At 51.2% G+C, this 18,027-nt stretch carries 14 protein-coding genes; 6 read left to right on the plus strand and 8 right to left on the minus strand.

Going from position 1 to position 18,027, the window contains the following annotated elements:
- The first annotated feature begins 39 nt into the window (after positions 1-39).
- Positions 40-2,796: a two-component sensor histidine kinase BarA gene (gene barA, locus ACJHYD_RS20795; RefSeq protein WP_000186450.1), complete on the plus strand. Its 2,757-nt coding sequence runs from the start codon at positions 40-42 to the stop codon at positions 2,794-2,796.
- A gap of 240 nt (positions 2,797-3,036) precedes the next feature.
- On the opposite strand, the gene gudD is transcribed toward barA, so the two are convergent.
- The 7 genes from gudD to syd form a co-directional block, all read right to left on the minus strand.
- The gene (gudD, locus tag ACJHYD_RS20800) at positions 3,037-4,377 is read right to left on the minus strand and encodes a glucarate dehydratase (protein WP_001551565.1); all 1,341 of its coding nucleotides are present in this window, start codon (positions 4,375-4,377) and stop codon (positions 3,037-3,039) included.
- 20 nt (positions 4,378-4,397) lie between these two features.
- The gene (locus tag ACJHYD_RS20805) at positions 4,398-5,738 is read right to left on the minus strand and encodes an enolase C-terminal domain-like protein (protein WP_001551566.1); all 1,341 of its coding nucleotides are present in this window, start codon (positions 5,736-5,738) and stop codon (positions 4,398-4,400) included.
- A 1-nt stretch (position 5,739) separates the two neighbouring features.
- On the minus strand, positions 5,740-7,092 hold the full coding sequence (gudP, locus tag ACJHYD_RS20810) for a galactarate/glucarate/glycerate transporter GudP (RefSeq protein WP_000097071.1): 1,353 nt from the start codon (positions 7,090-7,092) through the stop codon (positions 5,740-5,742).
- 434 nt (positions 7,093-7,526) lie between these two features.
- A complete protein-coding gene (locus ACJHYD_RS20815) occupies positions 7,527-7,976 on the minus strand; it encodes a flavodoxin (protein WP_000807756.1) in 450 nt (149 codons plus the stop codon).
- Between the two features lie 17 nt (positions 7,977-7,993).
- Complete coding sequence (gene truC / locus ACJHYD_RS20820) at positions 7,994-8,776, minus strand: tRNA pseudouridine(65) synthase TruC (protein ID WP_000890001.1); 783 nt, start codon at positions 8,774-8,776, stop codon at positions 7,994-7,996.
- Positions 8,776-9,105, minus strand: coding sequence for a YqcC family protein (locus ACJHYD_RS20825; protein ID WP_001551567.1), 330 nt, complete (start codon positions 9,103-9,105; stop codon positions 8,776-8,778). Before ACJHYD_RS20825 ends, truC begins: the two co-directional genes overlap by 1 nt.
- A 621-nt stretch (positions 9,106-9,726) precedes the next feature.
- Positions 9,727-10,272, minus strand: a complete 546-nt coding sequence (gene syd / locus ACJHYD_RS20830; protein WP_000342428.1) for a SecY-interacting protein — start codon at positions 10,270-10,272, stop codon at positions 9,727-9,729.
- A 67-nt stretch (positions 10,273-10,339) separates the two neighbouring features.
- Here syd and queF point away from each other — a divergent pair, with 67 nt between their 5' ends.
- The 5 genes from queF (at position 10,340) to xni (ending at position 16,800) form a co-directional block, all read left to right on the plus strand.
- Positions 10,340-11,188 (plus strand): NADPH-dependent 7-cyano-7-deazaguanine reductase QueF, encoded by an 849-nt coding sequence (queF, locus tag ACJHYD_RS20835; RefSeq protein ID WP_000100411.1) that lies wholly within the window; start codon positions 10,340-10,342, stop codon positions 11,186-11,188.
- Positions 11,189-11,299: 111 nt separating this feature from the next.
- Entirely contained in the window at positions 11,300-12,664 is a 1,365-nt protein-coding gene (gene ppnN / locus ACJHYD_RS20840) for a nucleotide 5'-monophosphate nucleosidase PpnN (protein WP_000627995.1), read from the plus strand.
- A 555-nt stretch (positions 12,665-13,219) separates the two neighbouring features.
- Positions 13,220-14,509 (plus strand): HAAAP family serine/threonine permease SdaC, encoded by a 1,290-nt coding sequence (gene sdaC, locus ACJHYD_RS20845; RefSeq protein WP_001551568.1) that lies wholly within the window; start codon positions 13,220-13,222, stop codon positions 14,507-14,509.
- Positions 14,510-14,566: 57 nt separating this feature from the next.
- The gene (gene sdaB, locus ACJHYD_RS20850) at positions 14,567-15,934 is read left to right on the plus strand and encodes an L-serine ammonia-lyase II (protein WP_001551569.1); all 1,368 of its coding nucleotides are present in this window, start codon (positions 14,567-14,569) and stop codon (positions 15,932-15,934) included.
- 110 nt (positions 15,935-16,044) lie between these two features.
- Entirely contained in the window at positions 16,045-16,800 is a 756-nt protein-coding gene (xni, locus tag ACJHYD_RS20855) for a flap endonuclease Xni (RefSeq protein WP_001314973.1), read from the plus strand.
- A gap of 54 nt (positions 16,801-16,854) precedes the next feature.
- Here the strand turns inward: xni and fucO are convergent, their stop codons facing one another.
- Positions 16,855-18,003: a lactaldehyde reductase gene (gene fucO / locus ACJHYD_RS20860; RefSeq protein ID WP_000013588.1), complete on the minus strand. Its 1,149-nt coding sequence runs from the start codon at positions 18,001-18,003 to the stop codon at positions 16,855-16,857.
- Positions 18,004-18,027: the final 24 nt, after the last annotated feature.

Genomic DNA, 18,027 nt, shown 5'->3' on the forward strand with positions numbered 1-18,027 from the left:
TTTAACAGTGTGACCTTAATTGTCCCATAACGGAACTCCATGACCAACTACAGCCTGCGCGCACGCATGATGATTCTGATCCTGGCACCGACCGTCCTTATTGGTTTATTGCTGAGTATCTTTTTCGTTGTGCATCGCTATAACGACTTGCAGCGTCAACTGGAAGATGCCGGAGCCAGCATTATTGAGCCGCTTGCAGTTTCTACTGAATATGGCATGAGCCTGCAAAATCGCGAATCTATCGGTCAGTTAATAAGCGTACTGCATCGTCGCCATTCCGATATTGTTCGCGCGATTTCGGTTTATGATGAAAATAACCGACTCTTTGTCACCTCCAATTTTCATCTTGATCCCTCATCAATGCAGCTCGGCAGCAACGTGCCGTTTCCTCGCCAGCTCACTGTCACTCGTGACGGCGATATTATGATCCTCCGCACGCCGATTATTTCTGAGAGTTACTCCCCCGACGAATCGCCCAGTAGCGATGCCAAAAATAGTCAAAATATGTTGGGATATATTGCGCTTGAGCTGGATCTTAAATCGGTTCGCTTGCAGCAATATAAAGAGATCTTTATTTCCAGCGTGATGATGCTGTTTTGTATCGGTATTGCGCTTATTTTTGGCTGGCGCTTAATGCGCGATGTAACCGGTCCGATTCGCAACATGGTGAATACCGTCGACCGCATCCGTCGCGGGCAACTCGACAGCCGGGTGGAAGGATTTATGCTCGGCGAGCTGGATATGCTGAAAAACGGTATCAACTCGATGGCAATGTCGCTGGCTGCTTATCACGAAGAGATGCAGCACAATATCGACCAGGCGACGTCCGATCTGCGTGAAACGCTGGAGCAGATGGAAATTCAGAACGTTGAGTTGGATCTGGCGAAAAAGCGTGCCCAGGAAGCGGCGCGTATTAAATCCGAGTTTCTGGCAAATATGTCACACGAGCTGCGTACACCACTGAATGGTGTTATTGGCTTTACTCGCCTGACGCTGAAAACAGAATTAACACCAACGCAGCGCGATCACCTGAATACGATTGAACGTTCGGCAAATAATTTGCTGGCAATTATTAATGATGTTCTCGACTTCTCGAAACTGGAAGCAGGTAAGCTGATTCTGGAAAGTATTCCATTCCCACTACGCAGCACGCTGGATGAAGTCGTTACCCTGCTGGCACATTCTTCTCACGATAAAGGGCTGGAACTGACGCTCAATATTAAGAGCGACGTGCCCGATAACGTAATTGGCGACCCACTGCGATTACAGCAAATCATCACTAACCTGGTAGGGAATGCAATTAAATTCACCGAGAATGGCAACATTGATATTCTGGTAGAAAAACGTGCGCTGAGTAATACCAAAGTGCAGATTGAAGTGCAGATTCGGGATACCGGCATTGGTATTCCTGAACGCGATCAATCGCGCTTATTCCAGGCCTTCCGACAGGCTGATGCCAGTATTTCCCGCCGTCATGGTGGCACCGGGCTGGGGCTGGTGATTACACAAAAACTGGTTAATGAAATGGGCGGCGATATTTCGTTCCATAGCCAGCCGAATCGCGGTTCAACTTTCTGGTTCCACATTAATCTCGATCTGAACCCGAACATTATTATCGAAGGGCCATCCACCCAGTGCCTAGCCGGCAAGCGCCTGGCCTATGTCGAACCAAACTCCGCAGCAGCGCAATGCACGCTGGATATTTTAAGTGAAACGCCGCTGGAAGTGGTTTATAGCCCAACGTTCTCCGCGCTGCCTCCCGCGCATTACGACATGATGTTATTAGGCATTGCGGTGACCTTCCGCGAGCCGCTAACAATGCAACATGAGCGATTAGCGAAAGCGGTATCGATGACCGATTTTCTGATGCTGGCACTTCCTTGCCATGCACAAGTCAATGCTGAAAAACTTAAGCAAGATGGTATCGGCGCGTGTCTGCTGAAACCATTAACACCTACGCGCCTGTTACCTGCCCTGACGGAATTTTGTCATCACAAACAAAACACGCTTTTGCCTGTAACCGATGAAAGTAAGCTGGCAATGACAGTCATGGCGGTTGATGACAACCCCGCTAACCTGAAACTTATCGGCGCATTGCTGGAAGATATGGTGCAACATGTGGAACTTTGCGATAGCGGGCATCAGGCGGTTGAACGGGCGAAACAGATGCCGTTCGATTTGATCTTAATGGATATTCAAATGCCGGACATGGACGGCATTCGGGCCTGCGAACTCATCCACCAGCTCCCCCATCAGCAACAAACGCCAGTTATCGCGGTAACGGCGCATGCAATGGCCGGGCAAAAAGAGAAGCTGCTTGGCGCAGGGATGAGCGATTATCTGGCGAAACCGATTGAAGAAGAGCGATTGCATAATTTGTTGTTGCGCTACAAGCCTGGCAGCGGTATTTCGTCTCGCGTCGTGACGCCCGAAGTCAACGAAATTGTGGTGAACCCGAATGCGACCCTCGACTGGCAACTGGCACTACGCCAGGCAGCAGGAAAAACCGATTTAGCGCGCGATATGCTGCAAATGTTACTCGATTTCCTGCCTGAAGTTCGCAACAAAGTTGAGGAACAGCTGGTTGGAGAAAACCCGGAAGGCCTGGTTGATTTGATTCATAAACTGCATGGCAGTTGCGGCTATAGCGGTGTGCCGCGTATGAAGAATCTCTGCCAGCTGATCGAACAACAGCTACGTAGCGGTACTAAAGAAGAAGATTTGGAGCCGGAGCTGCTGGAACTGTTGGACGAGATGGATAATGTCGCGCGCGAAGCCAGCAAAATTCTCGGGTAATGGACGTCTTGTCGAGTCAAAATAGGTTCCGTCCAATGCCAATGCTGGGAGCAGCACAGACAGTCCCCTCGCCCCTCCGGGGAGAGGGTTAGGGTGAGGGGAACAGGCCAACGCAAGTGCGAATGATTACCCTCACCCCGCCCCTCTCCCTGAAAGGGCGAGGGGGAAAACCGGCCCCGTAAACCACTTCGTCAGTAATCTCAAACCGACTTCTTATGAAGCCGGTTTTGGTTTTCTGTCTTAACGCACCATGCACGGGCGCTTGTTATCAAACGTCCAGCCAGGAATCAGGTACTGCATTCCCATCGCATCGTCACGCGCACCAAGCCCATGTTTCTGATACAGCTCGTGGGCTTTCATCACCTGATCCATATCGATTTCTACGCCCAATCCTGGTTTTTGCGGCACCTGTACCAGCCCGCCTTTGATCTCAAACGGTTCTTTGGTCAGACGCTGATTGCCTTCCTGCCAGATCCAGTGCGTATCAATAGCAGTAATTTTACCCGGTGCAGCAGCGGCTACATGGGTAAACATCGCCAGGGAAATATCGAAGTGGTTGTTAGAGTGTGAACCCCAGGTCAGCCCAAATTCATGGCACATTTGCGCCACACGTACCGAACCTTGCATCGTCCAGAAATGCGGATCCGCCAGCGGGATATCAACGGATTGTAACGAGAGCGTATGGCCCATCTGCCGCCAGTCGGTGGCGATCATATTGGTTGCGGTCGGCAGGCCAGTCGCGCGACGGAACTCCGCCATCACTTCACGCCCGGAGAAACCTTGCTCCGCACCACACGGATCTTCTGCATAAGCCAGCGACCCTTTCAGGTATTTACCAATTTTAATCGCTTCGTTCAGCGACCAGGCACCGTTAGGATCGAGCGTAATACGCGCCTGCGGGAAACGTTTCGCCAGTGCCACAATAGACTCGGCTTCTTCTTCCCCGGCCAGTACACCGCCTTTCAGTTTGAAATCGTTGAAGCCATATTTTTCATACGCCGCTTCCGCCAGGCGCACCACCGCATCCGGCGTCATCGCTTCTTCGTGACGCAGGCGATACCAGTCACATTTATCATCCGGCTGGCTTTGATACGGCAGCGGTGTGGCTTTGCGATTACCGACGAAGAACAGATAACCGAGCATTTCGACTTCGCTACGCTGTTGACCATCGCCCAGCAGGGATGCCACGTTAACCCCCAGATGCTGCCCCAGCAGATCCAGCATTGCCGCTTCTATCCCGGTAACCACATGAATAGTGGTCCGCAGGTCAAATGTCTGCAAACCGCGCCCGCCGGCATCACGATCGGCAAATGTATTACGTACCAGCGTCAGAACGTTTTTGTATTCACCCAGCGTTTTACCCACCACCAGCGGAATCGCATCTTCCAGCGTTTTACGGATTTTCTCGCCGCCGGGAATTTCCCCTACGCCAGTGTGACCGGAATTATCTTTGATAATCACAATATTACGCGTGAAGAACGGTGCATGTGCACCACTCAGATTCATCAGCATACTGTCATGACCCGCCACCGGGATGACCTGCATTTCAGTAACAACAGGCGTCGTAAATTGAGAACTCATATTTATGTCCTTTTTCAGAATCAATGACGGCCGAAAACGGGACGTTTACGGTCAAAGGTCCAGCCGGGGATCAGGTACTGCATCGGACCTGCGTCGTTACGCGCACCGCCAGGCAGACGTTTATAGGCCTCATGTGCCTTTTGTACCTGTTCCCAGTCCAGTTCCACGCCCAGACCGGGCGCATCAGGAACTGCAATTTTTCCGTTTTTAATCTCCAGCGGATTTTGGGTCAGGCGACAATCTCCCTCCTGCCAAATCCAGTGGGTATCGATAGCGGTAGGATTACCCGGTGCCGCCGCACCCACATGGGTAAACATCGCCAGAGAGATATCAAAGTGGTTGTTGGAATGACAGCCCCAGGTCAGCCCCCAGTCGTCGCAAAGCTGCGCCACGCGGACTGCACCGGAAAGCGTCCAGAAGTGCGGATCGGCAAGTGGAATATCTACTGCATTGAGCATTACCGCATGACCCATTTCACGCCAGTTGGTGGCGATCATGTTAGTCGCGACGGGCAAGCCGGTCGCCCGCCGAAACTCCGCCATCACTTCACGACCGGAGAAACCCTGTTCTGCGCCGCATGGATCTTCGGCATAGGTAAGAACATCATTCAGCCCTTTGCACAAAGAAATGGCTTCATCAAGCAGCCATGCACCGTTGGGATCAACGGTAATCCGCGCATCCGGGAAGCGTTTCTTCAATGCACGAACAGTGTCGATTTCTTGCTCGCCAGGTAACACTCCGCCCTTAAGTTTGAAATCTTTAAAGCCATAACGATCCTGTGAAGCTTCCGCCAGACGCACAACGGCTTCGCTGTTCATCGCTTTCTGATGGCGCAACTGATACCACTCATGGTTGCCCGGCGTATTTTCCAGATAAGGAAGATCGGTTTTGGTCCGATCACCGATATAAAACAGATAACCGAGGACGGTAATAGCCTCGCGTTGCTTGCCTGGCCCCAACAGTTCGCAGACCGGAACATTCAGCGCCTTACCTAGCAGGTCAAGCAAGGCGGCTTCCAGCGCCGCCACGGCATTAACGCGCAATTCAAAAGTCCAGGCACCTTTGCCGAAGGTATCAAAATCGGCTGCCTGATTACCTTTATGCACCTGCTGAACCACTTTATTCAGGCGCGCAACTTCCTGGCCCAACACCATCGGAATAGCATCGACAAGCGTCTGATAAATCACCTCTCCGCCTGGCGCTTCACCAATGCCGGTATGCCCGGCGTTATCGGTGAGTACCACAATATTGCGAGTGAAATATGCGTTATGCGCCCCACCAATATTAAGCAACATGCTATCGTGCCCGGCGACCGGAATGACTTTCATATCAGTAATAACAGGACTGGATTGTGTCGTCATCTTATTGCCCCGCGACAGGTTTCAGCTCGATACGCTTGATATCGCCCACCAGCACCAGGTAGCTCAGTACCGCGATTAAGGCATGAACACCAACATAAATCAGCGCCCCATTAAACGAGCCAGTCGTGCCAACGATATAACCAATTGCGATTGGCGTGACGATGCCAGAAATGTTACCGAACATGTTGAACAGGCCACCGGAAAGACCGCTGATCTCTTTTGGCGCGGTATCTGCCATTACTGCCCAACCCAGCGCCCCGATGCCCTTACCGAAGAAGGCCAGCGCCATAAAGCCGATGATCATCCACTCAACGTTGACGTAGTTGCAGAACACCATCACCATCGACAGCAACATGCCCATTACGATCGGTGTTTTACGCGCAATGTTCAGCGATCCCGTGCGGCGCATCAGCCAGTCGGAAATAATCCCACCCAGCACACCGCCGATAAAACCGCAAACCGCCGGAACGGAAGCCACAAAGCCCGCTTTCAGAATCGACATCCCGCGTGCCTGCACCAGATAAACCGGGAACCAGGTAATAAAGAAGTAAGTCAGGGCGTTGATACAGTACTGACCGATATAAACGCCGATCATCATCCGTGACCCTAGCAGCTGTTTGATCTGCCCCCACTTCACGCTGAACGGTACTTTAACTTTGGTGTTTTGCTGATCCATATTGATCAGCGCGCCACCCGCGGCGATGTACTCCAGCTCTTTCTGATTTACACCCGGATGTTGATTTGGCTCGTGGATGACTTTCAGCCAGAAAAAGCTGATGACAATGCCCAGACCGCCCATAAAGAAGAAGACGTGTGACCAGCCCACTTCATGAGTCAGCCAGCCCATAATCGGCGCGAAGATCACCGTTGCGAAGTATTGAGCGGAGTTAAAAATAGACACCGCCGTTCCCCTTTCCTGCGCCGGAAACCAGGCCGCAACAATGCGACTGTTGCCGGGGAAAGATGGCGCTTCAGCAAGCCCGACCAGGAAGCGCAGCGTAAACAGGGCAACGATAATGCCGAATCCACTAAAGATATCGACGAAGCCTTGCAGCAAGGTAAACATCGACCAGATAAAGATCGACCAGAAGTAGACGCGTTTTGAACCAAAACGATCCAGCAACCAACCACCTGGGATCTGCCCGATAACATAAGCCCATGAGAAAGCAGAGAACACATAGCCCATTCCCACAGGATCAAGGCCGATATCTTTGGCCATTTCCGAACCGGCGATAGAGAGCGTAGCGCGGTCGCCGTAGTTGAAGGATGTGACGATAAACAACATCACCACTATCCAGTAACGAGCATTTGTGCGTTTTTCCACACTGCTCGCAGCCTGACTTAAAGAACTCATTGTTGCACTCCTGAAAATTCGCGTTAGCCACGCTCACTCTGGACTGCGACATCGCCAGGAAATCAGAGGTGACGTAGGGTGTTTTTTGCCGTTTTTATAGGTCGTTCGCCGAATACGGCGCGTGTTTATATCTGGCAATAGCAGTATAAAAAGCGCGCCATAGCGGCTCACCGTGCAACAACACAACATTAATGCGTTCAATGAGGCCCGATTTTGGCATTAGCCCTGGACGGTGGAATCCACTTCACGGAAATGAAAACAAGAACAAGAAAGGAAGGGTTAAAACGAAGAAATAAAGAAGAGTATGAAATGGATCGCTTGACTCCAGGCAAACGCCAGTAAAAATCCGCGCTATGAAGCAGTTTTTACTGGCATTTGCCTGAAAAGATTCGATTCAGCACCGCTAAAACGGCATTTACCGCTCGCTGAACGTATCAGGACAGCAGCGTGCCCCAATGTTCGACCCACGGATTTGATTCCGTTTCCGGTTCCGGGTTCTCACTGGCGTCAATCAACAGCATTTCGCCAACCCGCTGAGCGCTCTGTTCCTGCAACAAGGCATCGAACTGTTTGCCACCATTGCAGAAATTCACATAACTACTGTCGCCGAGCGCAATCACGCCATAACGCAGATTCGGCTGGAAGCCCAGGGTATCTTTGATTCCCTGAAAGAGCGGCACAATGCTATCAGGAAGGTCGCCCTGCCCGGTCGTGGACGTAACCACCAGAACATACTTATCCTGATAGGGCAGCCAGTCGCTTAATTCAGGATCTTCAAATACCGTTGCTTTGTGGCCCTGCGCGGTCAGAATTGCTTCCGCTTCTTCCGCCACTAACAGCGAATTTCCGTACATAGTGCCGACAAAAATACCAATTTCCGCCATACCGTTTTCTCCCTGGATTAGGAACTTATCTCTCCATCCTGACCCGATGGCGCACTGAACTCAACCCTTTCATTTTCAGGAAGCAGACCCCGCCAGCCAAATTGTGATAACGCCTGCATCCAGGTGTCGTCCAGGCCCGCGTGAATAGTCAACGGCTCGCCAGTAAAAGGATGCGTCAATGACAACTGACTGGCATGCAGCATTAACCGCTGAAGGCCAAAATGTTCAGCACCGCTGCGATTCTGGCGTAAATCACCATGTTTGCTGTCGCCAATAATCGGGTGGCGCAAATGGGCAAGATGGCGACGGAGCTGGTGCTTACGTCCGGTTTTCGGCTCCAGTTCCACCAGGCCGTAGCGCGTGGTCGGGTAACGTCCGGTCGCTACCGGCATTTCTACGGTCGCCAGACCGCGATAATGCGTCACTGCTGGCTGTGGGCCTTTATCTTCGCGGGCAAATTTATCAGCGATTTTGTCCAGTTCTTCCACCAGTGGATAATCCAGAACTGCTTCTTCCATCAACCAGCCGCGCACAATCGCATGGTAACGTTTCTGGATTTGGTGCTGTTCAAACTGTTGTGCCAGCAGCCGTCCGGCCTCGCTGGATAATCCCATCAACAACACACCAGAAGTGGGTCGGTCCAGACGATGAGCAGTAAACACATGCTGGCCTATCTGGTCACGCACGGTTTGCATGACCACTACTTTCTCGTCGCGATCCAGCCAGCTACGGTGAACCAGCCAGCCGGAGGGTTTATTTACCGCAACCAGCCATTCATCCTGATAGAGTATTTCCAGCATTAGCTCGCATCATCCGCAAAAAGAGCATCCAGTTTTTCCAGCTCAGCCAGAATAAGCGCGCGTTGCGGGTGGTCCGTCGCCAGCGCCATTTCATAATAGGGAGCAACGGCAAAAGCGCCCGGTAACGGCTGGTTGTTTTCTAACAAATCGTGCATTCGCGGGATCAGCACCCACTGCAACCACTCCAGTGGTTCCATGGTGTCCATAAAGAACGGTTGGGTACTGTTAAATTGATGCGGCTGGGGTTCATCGTTTTGCCAGTGCTGATGTTCACGCAGTAATGCTTCAAGCGCCTGCAGCTGGAGACGAACGCGGTCATGAGTGGTCATAAAGCAACCTCAATAAGAAAAACTGCCGCGAAGGATAGCAGGAATAAAAAAAGGGAGCACTGTATTCACAGTGCTCCCGGTTCGTTTCGCAGCATTCCAGCTACTTTTGTTGCTCCCTGCTCATCCTTGACAACTTTTCCTCTGGCCTTGCGGCCAATCGTTCATCCTGAACTATTGCTTCCTGCTCACACCACCCCGATGTGATACTTCATCCTGAAGTGTCCCTGGCCTTCCTGACCCACCGAATCATCCTGACCGGTTCTCATTCTCCATCCTGGAGGTGTCCTTTAACGCGTCCTGCGTCATCCTCTTCGCTTCATCCAGAAGCCTTTCCCTGAAACACCATCCTGGTGTGTCCTTCAGAAGTGTCATCATCCTGATGTTCACTTCGTTGTCTGACTCCCTGTCGACGAAGATAGAATCGTCTTTTTCGCGAAGTCTTACAAGGCGCTTACAGACAATGCCTTAAGGAAAATTTCATATGAAAGTTAAGGATTTACAAGCAATATATTGATTTTAAATGAAAATAACGATTCTTATCTTTTTAAGTAATCGCTTATTTCCTGGCGATCTCCTACAGAGTCTGTAAGAGATCTCTCACAACCAGATGGGGTATTTGGATTACAGAAGAGGCTTAAGTTGATTAAGGAATTCCGCAAGATTTGAGGCTAAATGCGCCCGTTTACGTGTTCCCAGCGTCTCTTTACACACTTCACCGGAGAGATTACACACCGAGATCACCTCTAACTCTTCTTCCAGCGTCGCGATAAATAGCGTGGGCGGCAATTTTAGCCTTTTCTGAGTCACCAGATGACCAATCAGATTTTCCTGCACCCGACGGAAGTCGTCTTCACTCCAGGTTTGCAGCAATGTCAGTTTAATATCGCCAAACTGCGCGTGCATATCCCCGGCAAACTGAGTCGTATAAAAGGTATGAATTGTGGGTTGTATCACAATATCAAAAGCGCGTTCAACCGCGTTTACATTTTGTTCCCCGGTAAACGGCTGGGGTTGCCAGTATACGGCGTCTTCGGTGGTTGAAATAATGCACGGTGAAGGAACGCCGTACAGTTCCTCACTCAACGGCCAGCTTTTATGCTCTTCATGCCACGCATCGCAGTAGCGTGCAGTAAAATCTTTCAGGGCTTGTGCGGTCAAATCGTCCACTAATTTCTCTCTTCACTTAAACCAGATACACTTGTCGTTTAGTTTATCTGGTTTATGACGGTGAAACATGTCTTCTTATGCAAACCATCAGGCACTTGCGGGCCTGACTCTTGGAAAATCAACCGATTACCGGGATACCTATGACGCCAGCCTACTGCAAGGCGTTCCGCGTAGTCTGAATCGCGATCCGCTGGGTCTGAAAGCGGATAACCTGCCTTTTCACGGTACGGATATCTGGACGCTATATGAACTTTCCTGGCTGAATGCGAAAGGTTTGCCGCAGGTCGCCGTCGGTCATGTTGAACTTGATTACACCAGCGCAAATCTGATTGAGTCGAAGAGTTTTAAGCTCTATCTCAACAGTTTTAACCAGACGCGTTTTAATAACTGGGATGAGGTGCGCCAGACGCTGGAGCGCGACTTAAGCACCTGCGCTCAGGGTAAGGTTAGCGTGGCGTTATATCGTCTTGATGAACTGGAAGGCCAACCGATAGGTCATTTCAATGGCACTTGCATTGATGACCAGGATATCACTATCGATAACTATGAATTCACTACTGACTATCTGGAGAATGCCACCAGTGGTGAAAAAGTAGTGGAAGAGACGCTTGTCAGCCACCTGCTGAAATCAAACTGCCTGATCACCCATCAACCAGATTGGGGTTCGATCCAAATTCAGTATCGTGGACGCCAAATTGACAGAGAAAAACTGCTGCGTTACCTGGTTTCTTTCCGCCATCACAACGAGTTCCACGAACAGTGCGTGGAACGCATCTTTAATGACCTGTTACGCTTCTGCCAGCCAGAGAAATTGAGCGTTTACGCACGTTATACCCGTCGTGGCGGTCTGGACATTAACCCGTGGCGCAGTAATAGCGATTTTGTCCCATCGACCACAAGACTGGTTCGGCAATAAATTTTTTCTCAATTTTGCGTGCTGGATTCACGCAGAAGGTTGTGAAAGGTCATCAGGCAGGGCTATTGTAATCAAAGGGAATGACGATATTCGTCCCATAAGGAGTTTTTCTTGATTACACATATTAGCCCGCTTGGCTCCATGGATATGTTGTCGCAGCTGGAAGTGGATATGCTTAAACGCACCGCCAGCAGCGACCTCTATCAACTGTTTCGCAACTGTTCACTTGCCGTACTGAACTCCGGTAGCTTGACCGATAACAGCAAAGAATTGCTGTCTCGTTTTGAAAATTTCGATATTAACGTCCTGCGCCGTGAACGCGGCGTAAAGCTGGAACTGATTAATCCCCCGGAAGAGGCTTTTGTCGATGGGCGAATTATTCGCGCTTTGCAGGCCAACTTGTTCGCGGTTCTGCGTGACATTCTCTTCGTTTACGGGCAAATCCATAACACCGTTCGTTTTCCCAACCTGAATCTCGACAACTCCGTCCACATCACTAACCTGGTCTTTTCCATCTTGCGTAACGCTCGTGCGCTGCATGTCGGTGAAGCGCCAAATATGGTGGTCTGCTGGGGCGGGCACTCAATTAACGAAAACGAATATTTGTATGCCCGTCGCGTCGGGAATCAGCTGGGCCTGCGTGAGCTGAATATCTGCACCGGCTGTGGTCCGGGAGCGATGGAAGCGCCAATGAAAGGTGCTGCGGTCGGACACGCACAGCAGCGTTACAAAGACAGTCGTTTTATTGGTATGACAGAGCCGTCGATTATCGCCGCTGAACCGCCTAACCCGCTGGTCAACGAATTGATCATCATGCCGGATATCGAAAAACGTCTGGAAGCGTTTGTCCGTATCGCTCACGGTATCATTATCTTCCCTGGCGGTGTGGGTACGGCAGAAGAGTTGCTGTATTTGCTGGGAATTTTAATGAACCCGGCCAACAAAGATCAGGTTTTACCATTGATCCTCACCGGCCCGAAAGAGAGCGCCGACTACTTCCGCGTACTGGACGAGTTTGTCGTGCATACGTTGGGTGAAAACGCGCGCCGCCATTACCGCATCATCATTGATGACGCCGCTGAAGTCGCTCGTCAGATGAAAAAATCGATGCCGCTGGTGAAAGAAAATCGCCGCGACACAGGCGATGCCTACAGCTTTAACTGGTCAATGCGCATTGCGCCAGATTTGCAAATGCCGTTTGAGCCCTCTCACGAGAATATGGCTAATCTGAAGCTTTACCCGGATCAACCCGTTGAAGTGCTGGCTGCCGACCTGCGCCGTGCGTTCTCCGGTATTGTGGCGGGTAACGTAAAAGAAGTCGGTATTCGCGCCATTGAAGAGTTTGGTCCTTATAAAATCAACGGCGATAAAGAGATTATGCGTCGTATGGATGACCTGCTACAGGGTTTTGTTGCCCAGCATCGTATGAAGTTGCCAGGCTCAGCCTACATCCCTTGCTACGAAATCTGCACGTAATCTCCCTCCCCCGGTGACGTTTGTTGCCGGGTTTTCTCGTTTTTGGTCACATACCCATCAATTTATTTCATTTGTTATATGAATGTTTCTTACCACCCTCACGCGATAAATATCATTACAGTTAATATGTCATACAATTTATGTCGTAACGCAAACGTTTCCCTATTTTCATAAACCACATTTTATCGCTACGAAAAAGAAATTATCGCCATGATTAACTAAAAGTATTGATTTTTTCAGTTCAACCTACATATATTGCGCGCCCCGGAAGAAGTCAGATGTCGTTTAATGGGCAAATATTGCCCTTAAATTCTCTTTTACTTTTGATTTACAGAGTAAAGCGTTGGGATAATCTATCTTCCAAGTAGATTATTGTATTTGGGATCAAGATCACTGATAGATACATAACTTGTGTGTATCTTTCCGCCCTCAAATTATTACGGCGGTAAATGATTAAGCCATCGCCGATAGACAGATTTCATTTTTACGGTCAGGCACCTTCCCGGGCTGAACTGGCTAAAAGCTGAATTATTTGCATTCCTCCAGGAGAAATAGATGGAAACGACTCAAACCAGCACGATTGCGTCGAAAGACTCTCGTAGTGCCTGGCGCAAGACAGACACCATGTGGATGCTGGGCCTTTACGGCACGGCAATCGGCGCGGGCGTGCTGTTCCTGCCAATCAACGCCGGTGTTGGCGGTATGATCCCGCTGATCATCATGGCTATCCTTGCGTTCCCGATGACATTTTTTGCTCACCGCGGCCTGACTCGCTTCGTACTGTCTGGTAAAAACCCAGGCGAAGACATCACCGAGGTTGTAGAAGAACACTTTGGTATTGGCGCAGGTAAACTGATTACCCTGCTCTACTTCTTCGCTATCTACCCGATCCTGCTGGTTTATAGCGTGGCAATCACCAATACAGTTGAAAGCTTCATGTCTCACCAGCTGGGTATGACACCACCGCCGCGTGCGATTCTGTCGCTGATCCTGATCGTGGGTATGATGACCATCGTTCGCTTCGGTGAGCAGATGATCGTTAAAGCGATGAGTATTCTGGTATTCCCGTTTGTTGGCGTACTGATGCTGCTGGCTCTGTACCTGATCCCGCAGTGGAACGGCGCAGCACTGGAAACGCTGTCTCTGGACACTGCATCGGCAACCGGAAACGGTCTGTGGATGACCCTGTGGCTGGCAATTCCGGTAATGGTGTTCTCGTTCAACCACTCTCCGATCATCTCTTCTTTCGCCGTTGCGAAGCGTGAAGAGTACGGCGATATGGCAGAACAGAAATGTTCGAAGATCCTGGCATTCGCACACATCATGATGGTGCTGACCGTAATGTTCTTCGTCTTCAGCTGCGTACTGAGCCTGACTCCGGCAGACCTGGCTGCGGCTAAAGAGCAGAACATCTCGATTCTGTCTTACCTGGCTAACCACTTTAACGCACCGGTTATCGCGTGGATGGCTCCGATTATCGCGATTATCGCTATCACCAAATCCTTCCTCGGCCACTACCTGGGCGCACGTGAAGGCTTCAACGGTATGGTGATTAAATCTCTGCGTGGTAAAGGTAAGTCTATCGAAATCAACAAGCTGAACCGTATCACTGCGCTGTTCATGCTGGTAACGACCTGGATTGTTGCCACCCTGAACCCGAGCATCCTGGGTATGATTGAAACCCTGGGCGGCCCAATCATCGCGATGATCCTGTTCCTGATGCCGATGTACGCAATTCAGAAAGTACCGGCAATGCGTAAGTACAGCGGTCACATCAGCAACGTATTCGTTGTCGTGATGGGTCTGATTGCAATCTCCGCAATCTTCTACTCTCTGTTCAACTAAGTCCTTTCGCGCCGCTTTCGGGCGGCGCTTCCTCCGTTTTAACGCGATGTATTTCCTATGATTAGCGTATTCGATATTTTCAAAATCGGCATTGGCCCTTCCAGTTCTCATACCGTTGGACCAATGAAAGCGGGTAAACAATTTACCGACGATATGATTGCCCGTAACCTGCTTAAAGACGTGACCCGCGTGGTGGTTGACGTGTACGGCTCGCTCTCTCTGACTGGTAAAGGCCACCACACTGATATCGCCATTATTATGGGCCTGGCGGGTAACCTGCCGGATACCGTGGATATCGATTCCATCCCTGGTTTTATTCAGGATGTGAATACTCATGGTCGCCTGATGCTGGCAAATGGTCAGCATGAAGTGGAGTTCCCGGTTGATCAGTGCATGAACTTCCATGCCGACAACCTTTCTCTGCATGAAAACGGTATGCGCATTACCGCGCTGGCGGGCGATAAAGTCGTTTACAGCCAGACTTATTACTCTATCGGCGGTGGCTTTATTGTTGATGAAGAACATTTTGGTCAGCAGGATAGCGCACCGGTTGAAGTTCCTTATCCGTACAGTTCAGCTGCCGATCTGCAAAAACATTGTCAGGATACCGGGCTGTCACTCTCTGGCCTGATGATGAAAAACGAGCTGGCGCTGCACAGCAAAGAAGAGCTGGAACAGCACCTGGCCAACGTCTGGGAAGTCATGCGTGGCGGTATTGAGCGCGGTATTTCCACCGAAGGCGTGTTGCCTGGCAAACTGCGCGTTCCACGCCGTGCTGCGGCACTACGCCGGATGCTGGTCAGCCAGGATAAAACCACCACTGACCCGATGGCGGTTGTTGACTGGATCAACATGTTTGCACTGGCAGTGAACGAAGAGAACGCTGCTGGCGGTCGCGTGGTGACTGCGCCGACTAACGGTGCGTGCGGGATTATCCCGGCTGTGCTGGCGTACTACGATAAGTTTATCCGCGAAGTGAACGCTAACTCACTGGCTCGTTACCTGCTGGTAGCCAGCGCCATTGGTTCTCTTTATAAGATGAACGCGTCGATTTCTGGTGCCGAAGTGGGTTGCCAGGGTGAAGTTGGCGTGGCGTGCTCTATGGCGGCAGCTGGTCTGGCAGAACTGTTAGGCGCAAGCCCGGCGCAGGTGTGCATCGCGGCGGAAATCGCCATGGAGCATAACCTCGGTCTGACGTGTGACCCGGTTGCTGGACAGGTGCAGGTACCGTGCATCGAGCGTAACGCCATTGCGGCAGTAAAAGCGGTGAACGCCGCGCGTATGGCGCTGCGCCGTACCAGCGAGCCGCGCGTCTGCCTCGATAAAGTTATCGAGACCATGTACGAAACAGGTAAAGATATGAACGCCAAGTACCGCGAAACCTCTCGCGGTGGCCTGGCAATGAAGATCGTTGCCTGCGATTAATCTCTCCCGGAGGCCTCGTTTTGCGAGGCCTCTTCCCGTTTTCTCAACCAGCCATAGCCTGTTCCGGCATCGAATGTTACCCTTATCGCCTGATCTTTAAGGGGGTTATCGTGGCTGTTCATTTGCTTATTGTCGATGCACTGAATCTTATTCGTCGCATTCATGCCGTTCAGGGTTCGCCCTGTGTCGAAACCTGCCAGCACGCGCTCGATCAGCTCATTATGCACAGCCAACCAACCCACGCGGTCGCCGTTTTTGATGATGAAAACCGCAATAGCGGCTGGCGTCATCAGCGTTTACCAGATTACAAAGCGGGTCGACCGCCAATGCCGGAAGAGTTGCACGACGAGATGCCTGCACTACGCACCGCCTTTGAGCAACGCGGCGTCCCGTGCTGGTCAGCCAGCGGTAACGAAGCCGATGACTTAGCCGCCACGCTGGCGGTCAAAGTGACACAGGCCGGGCATCAGGCAACGATTGTTTCGACAGATAAAGGCTACTGTCAGTTACTTTCACCGACATTACGTATTCGTGATTACTTCCAGAAACGTTGGCTGGATGCGCCATTTATCGATAAAGAATTTGGCGTTCAACCGCAGCAGTTGCCCGATTACTGGGGGCTTGCGGGGATCAGCAGTTCAAAGGTACCGGGTGTTGCGGGGATCGGACCCAAAAGCGCCACGCAGCTGCTGGTCGAGTTTCAGAGTCTGGAAGGGATATATGAGAATCTGGATGCGGTTGCCGAAAAGTGGCGCAAAAAATTAGAAACCCATAAAGAGATGGCGTTTCTGTGCCGCGATATTGCCCGCTTACAAACCGATTTGCATATCGACGGCAATTTACAGCAATTGCGGTTGGTAAGGTAACGGCGTGCCGGATACGGCGCAAACGTCGCATCCGGCATTATCACATCAGCGCATTTACCAGGCGGTATGGTAAAGCTCTACAATATCCTCAAGCGTTGCTTCACGCGGGTTGCCACCGGTACAAACATCATCCAGTGCCGCCTGCGCCAGTGCCGGAATGTCTTCCTTGCGTACCCCAACATCACGCAAATGTGGCGGAATACCGACATCACGGTTGAGAGCAAACACAGCTTCAACAGCGGCATTACGCGCCTCTTCCAGGCTCATACCTTCCACTTTCACGCCCATAACGCGCGCGATATCGCGGTACTTCTCACCGGTAAAGTCAGCGTTATAGCGCATGACATGCGGTAACAGGATGGCGTTCGCGACACCGTGTGGAGTGTTATAAAACGCGCCCAGTGGATGCGCCATACCATGCACCAACCCTAACCCAACATTCGAGAAGCCCATACCCGCAACATACTGCCCGAGCGCCATTTCTTCTCCGGCATCCTTATCACCAGCAACCGATCCTCGCAGCGCCCCAGCAATGATTTCAATCGCTTTAATGTGCAGTGCATCGGTTAGCGCCCACGCGCCACGGGTAATATACCCCTCAATAGCATGAGTGAGCGCATCGACACCCGTCGCAGCTTTCAGCGCTGGAGGCATACCATCCATCATGTCAGCGTCAATAAACGCCACCTGCGGGATATCATGCGGATCAACGCAAACAAACTTGCGCCGTTTTTCTTCGTCAGTGATCACGTAGTTAATGGTCACTTCTGCCGCAGTGCCTGCTGTGGTGGGGATTGCCAGAATCGGTACACTGGGTTTATTGGTCGGGGAAAGTCCTTCCAGGCTACGCACATCGGCAAACTCCGGGTTGTTGCTGATAATGCCAATCGCTTTACAAGTATCCTGTGGAGAACCACCACCAATAGCGATCAGGTAATCCGCGCCGCTATTCTGGAATACACCGAGCCCTTCTTTGACGACAGTAATTGTTGGGTTGGGCACTACGCCGTCGTAAATCGCCCATGCCAGCCCTGCAGCATCCATCTTATCGGTCACTTTTGCCACCACGCCGCATTGCACCAGCGTTTTATCGGTGACGATCAGCGCCTTCTGATAACCACGGCGTTTCACCTCATCGGTTAAAGCCCCAACAGCACCCCGACCAAACCATGCCGTTTCGTTCAGAATCATTCTGTTAGCCATCATCCTTCTCCTTGTTGCTTTACG

Source organism: Escherichia sp. WS1368 (assembly GCF_046487485.1).
Classification (GTDB): domain Bacteria; phylum Pseudomonadota; class Gammaproteobacteria; order Enterobacterales; family Enterobacteriaceae; genus Escherichia; species Escherichia coli.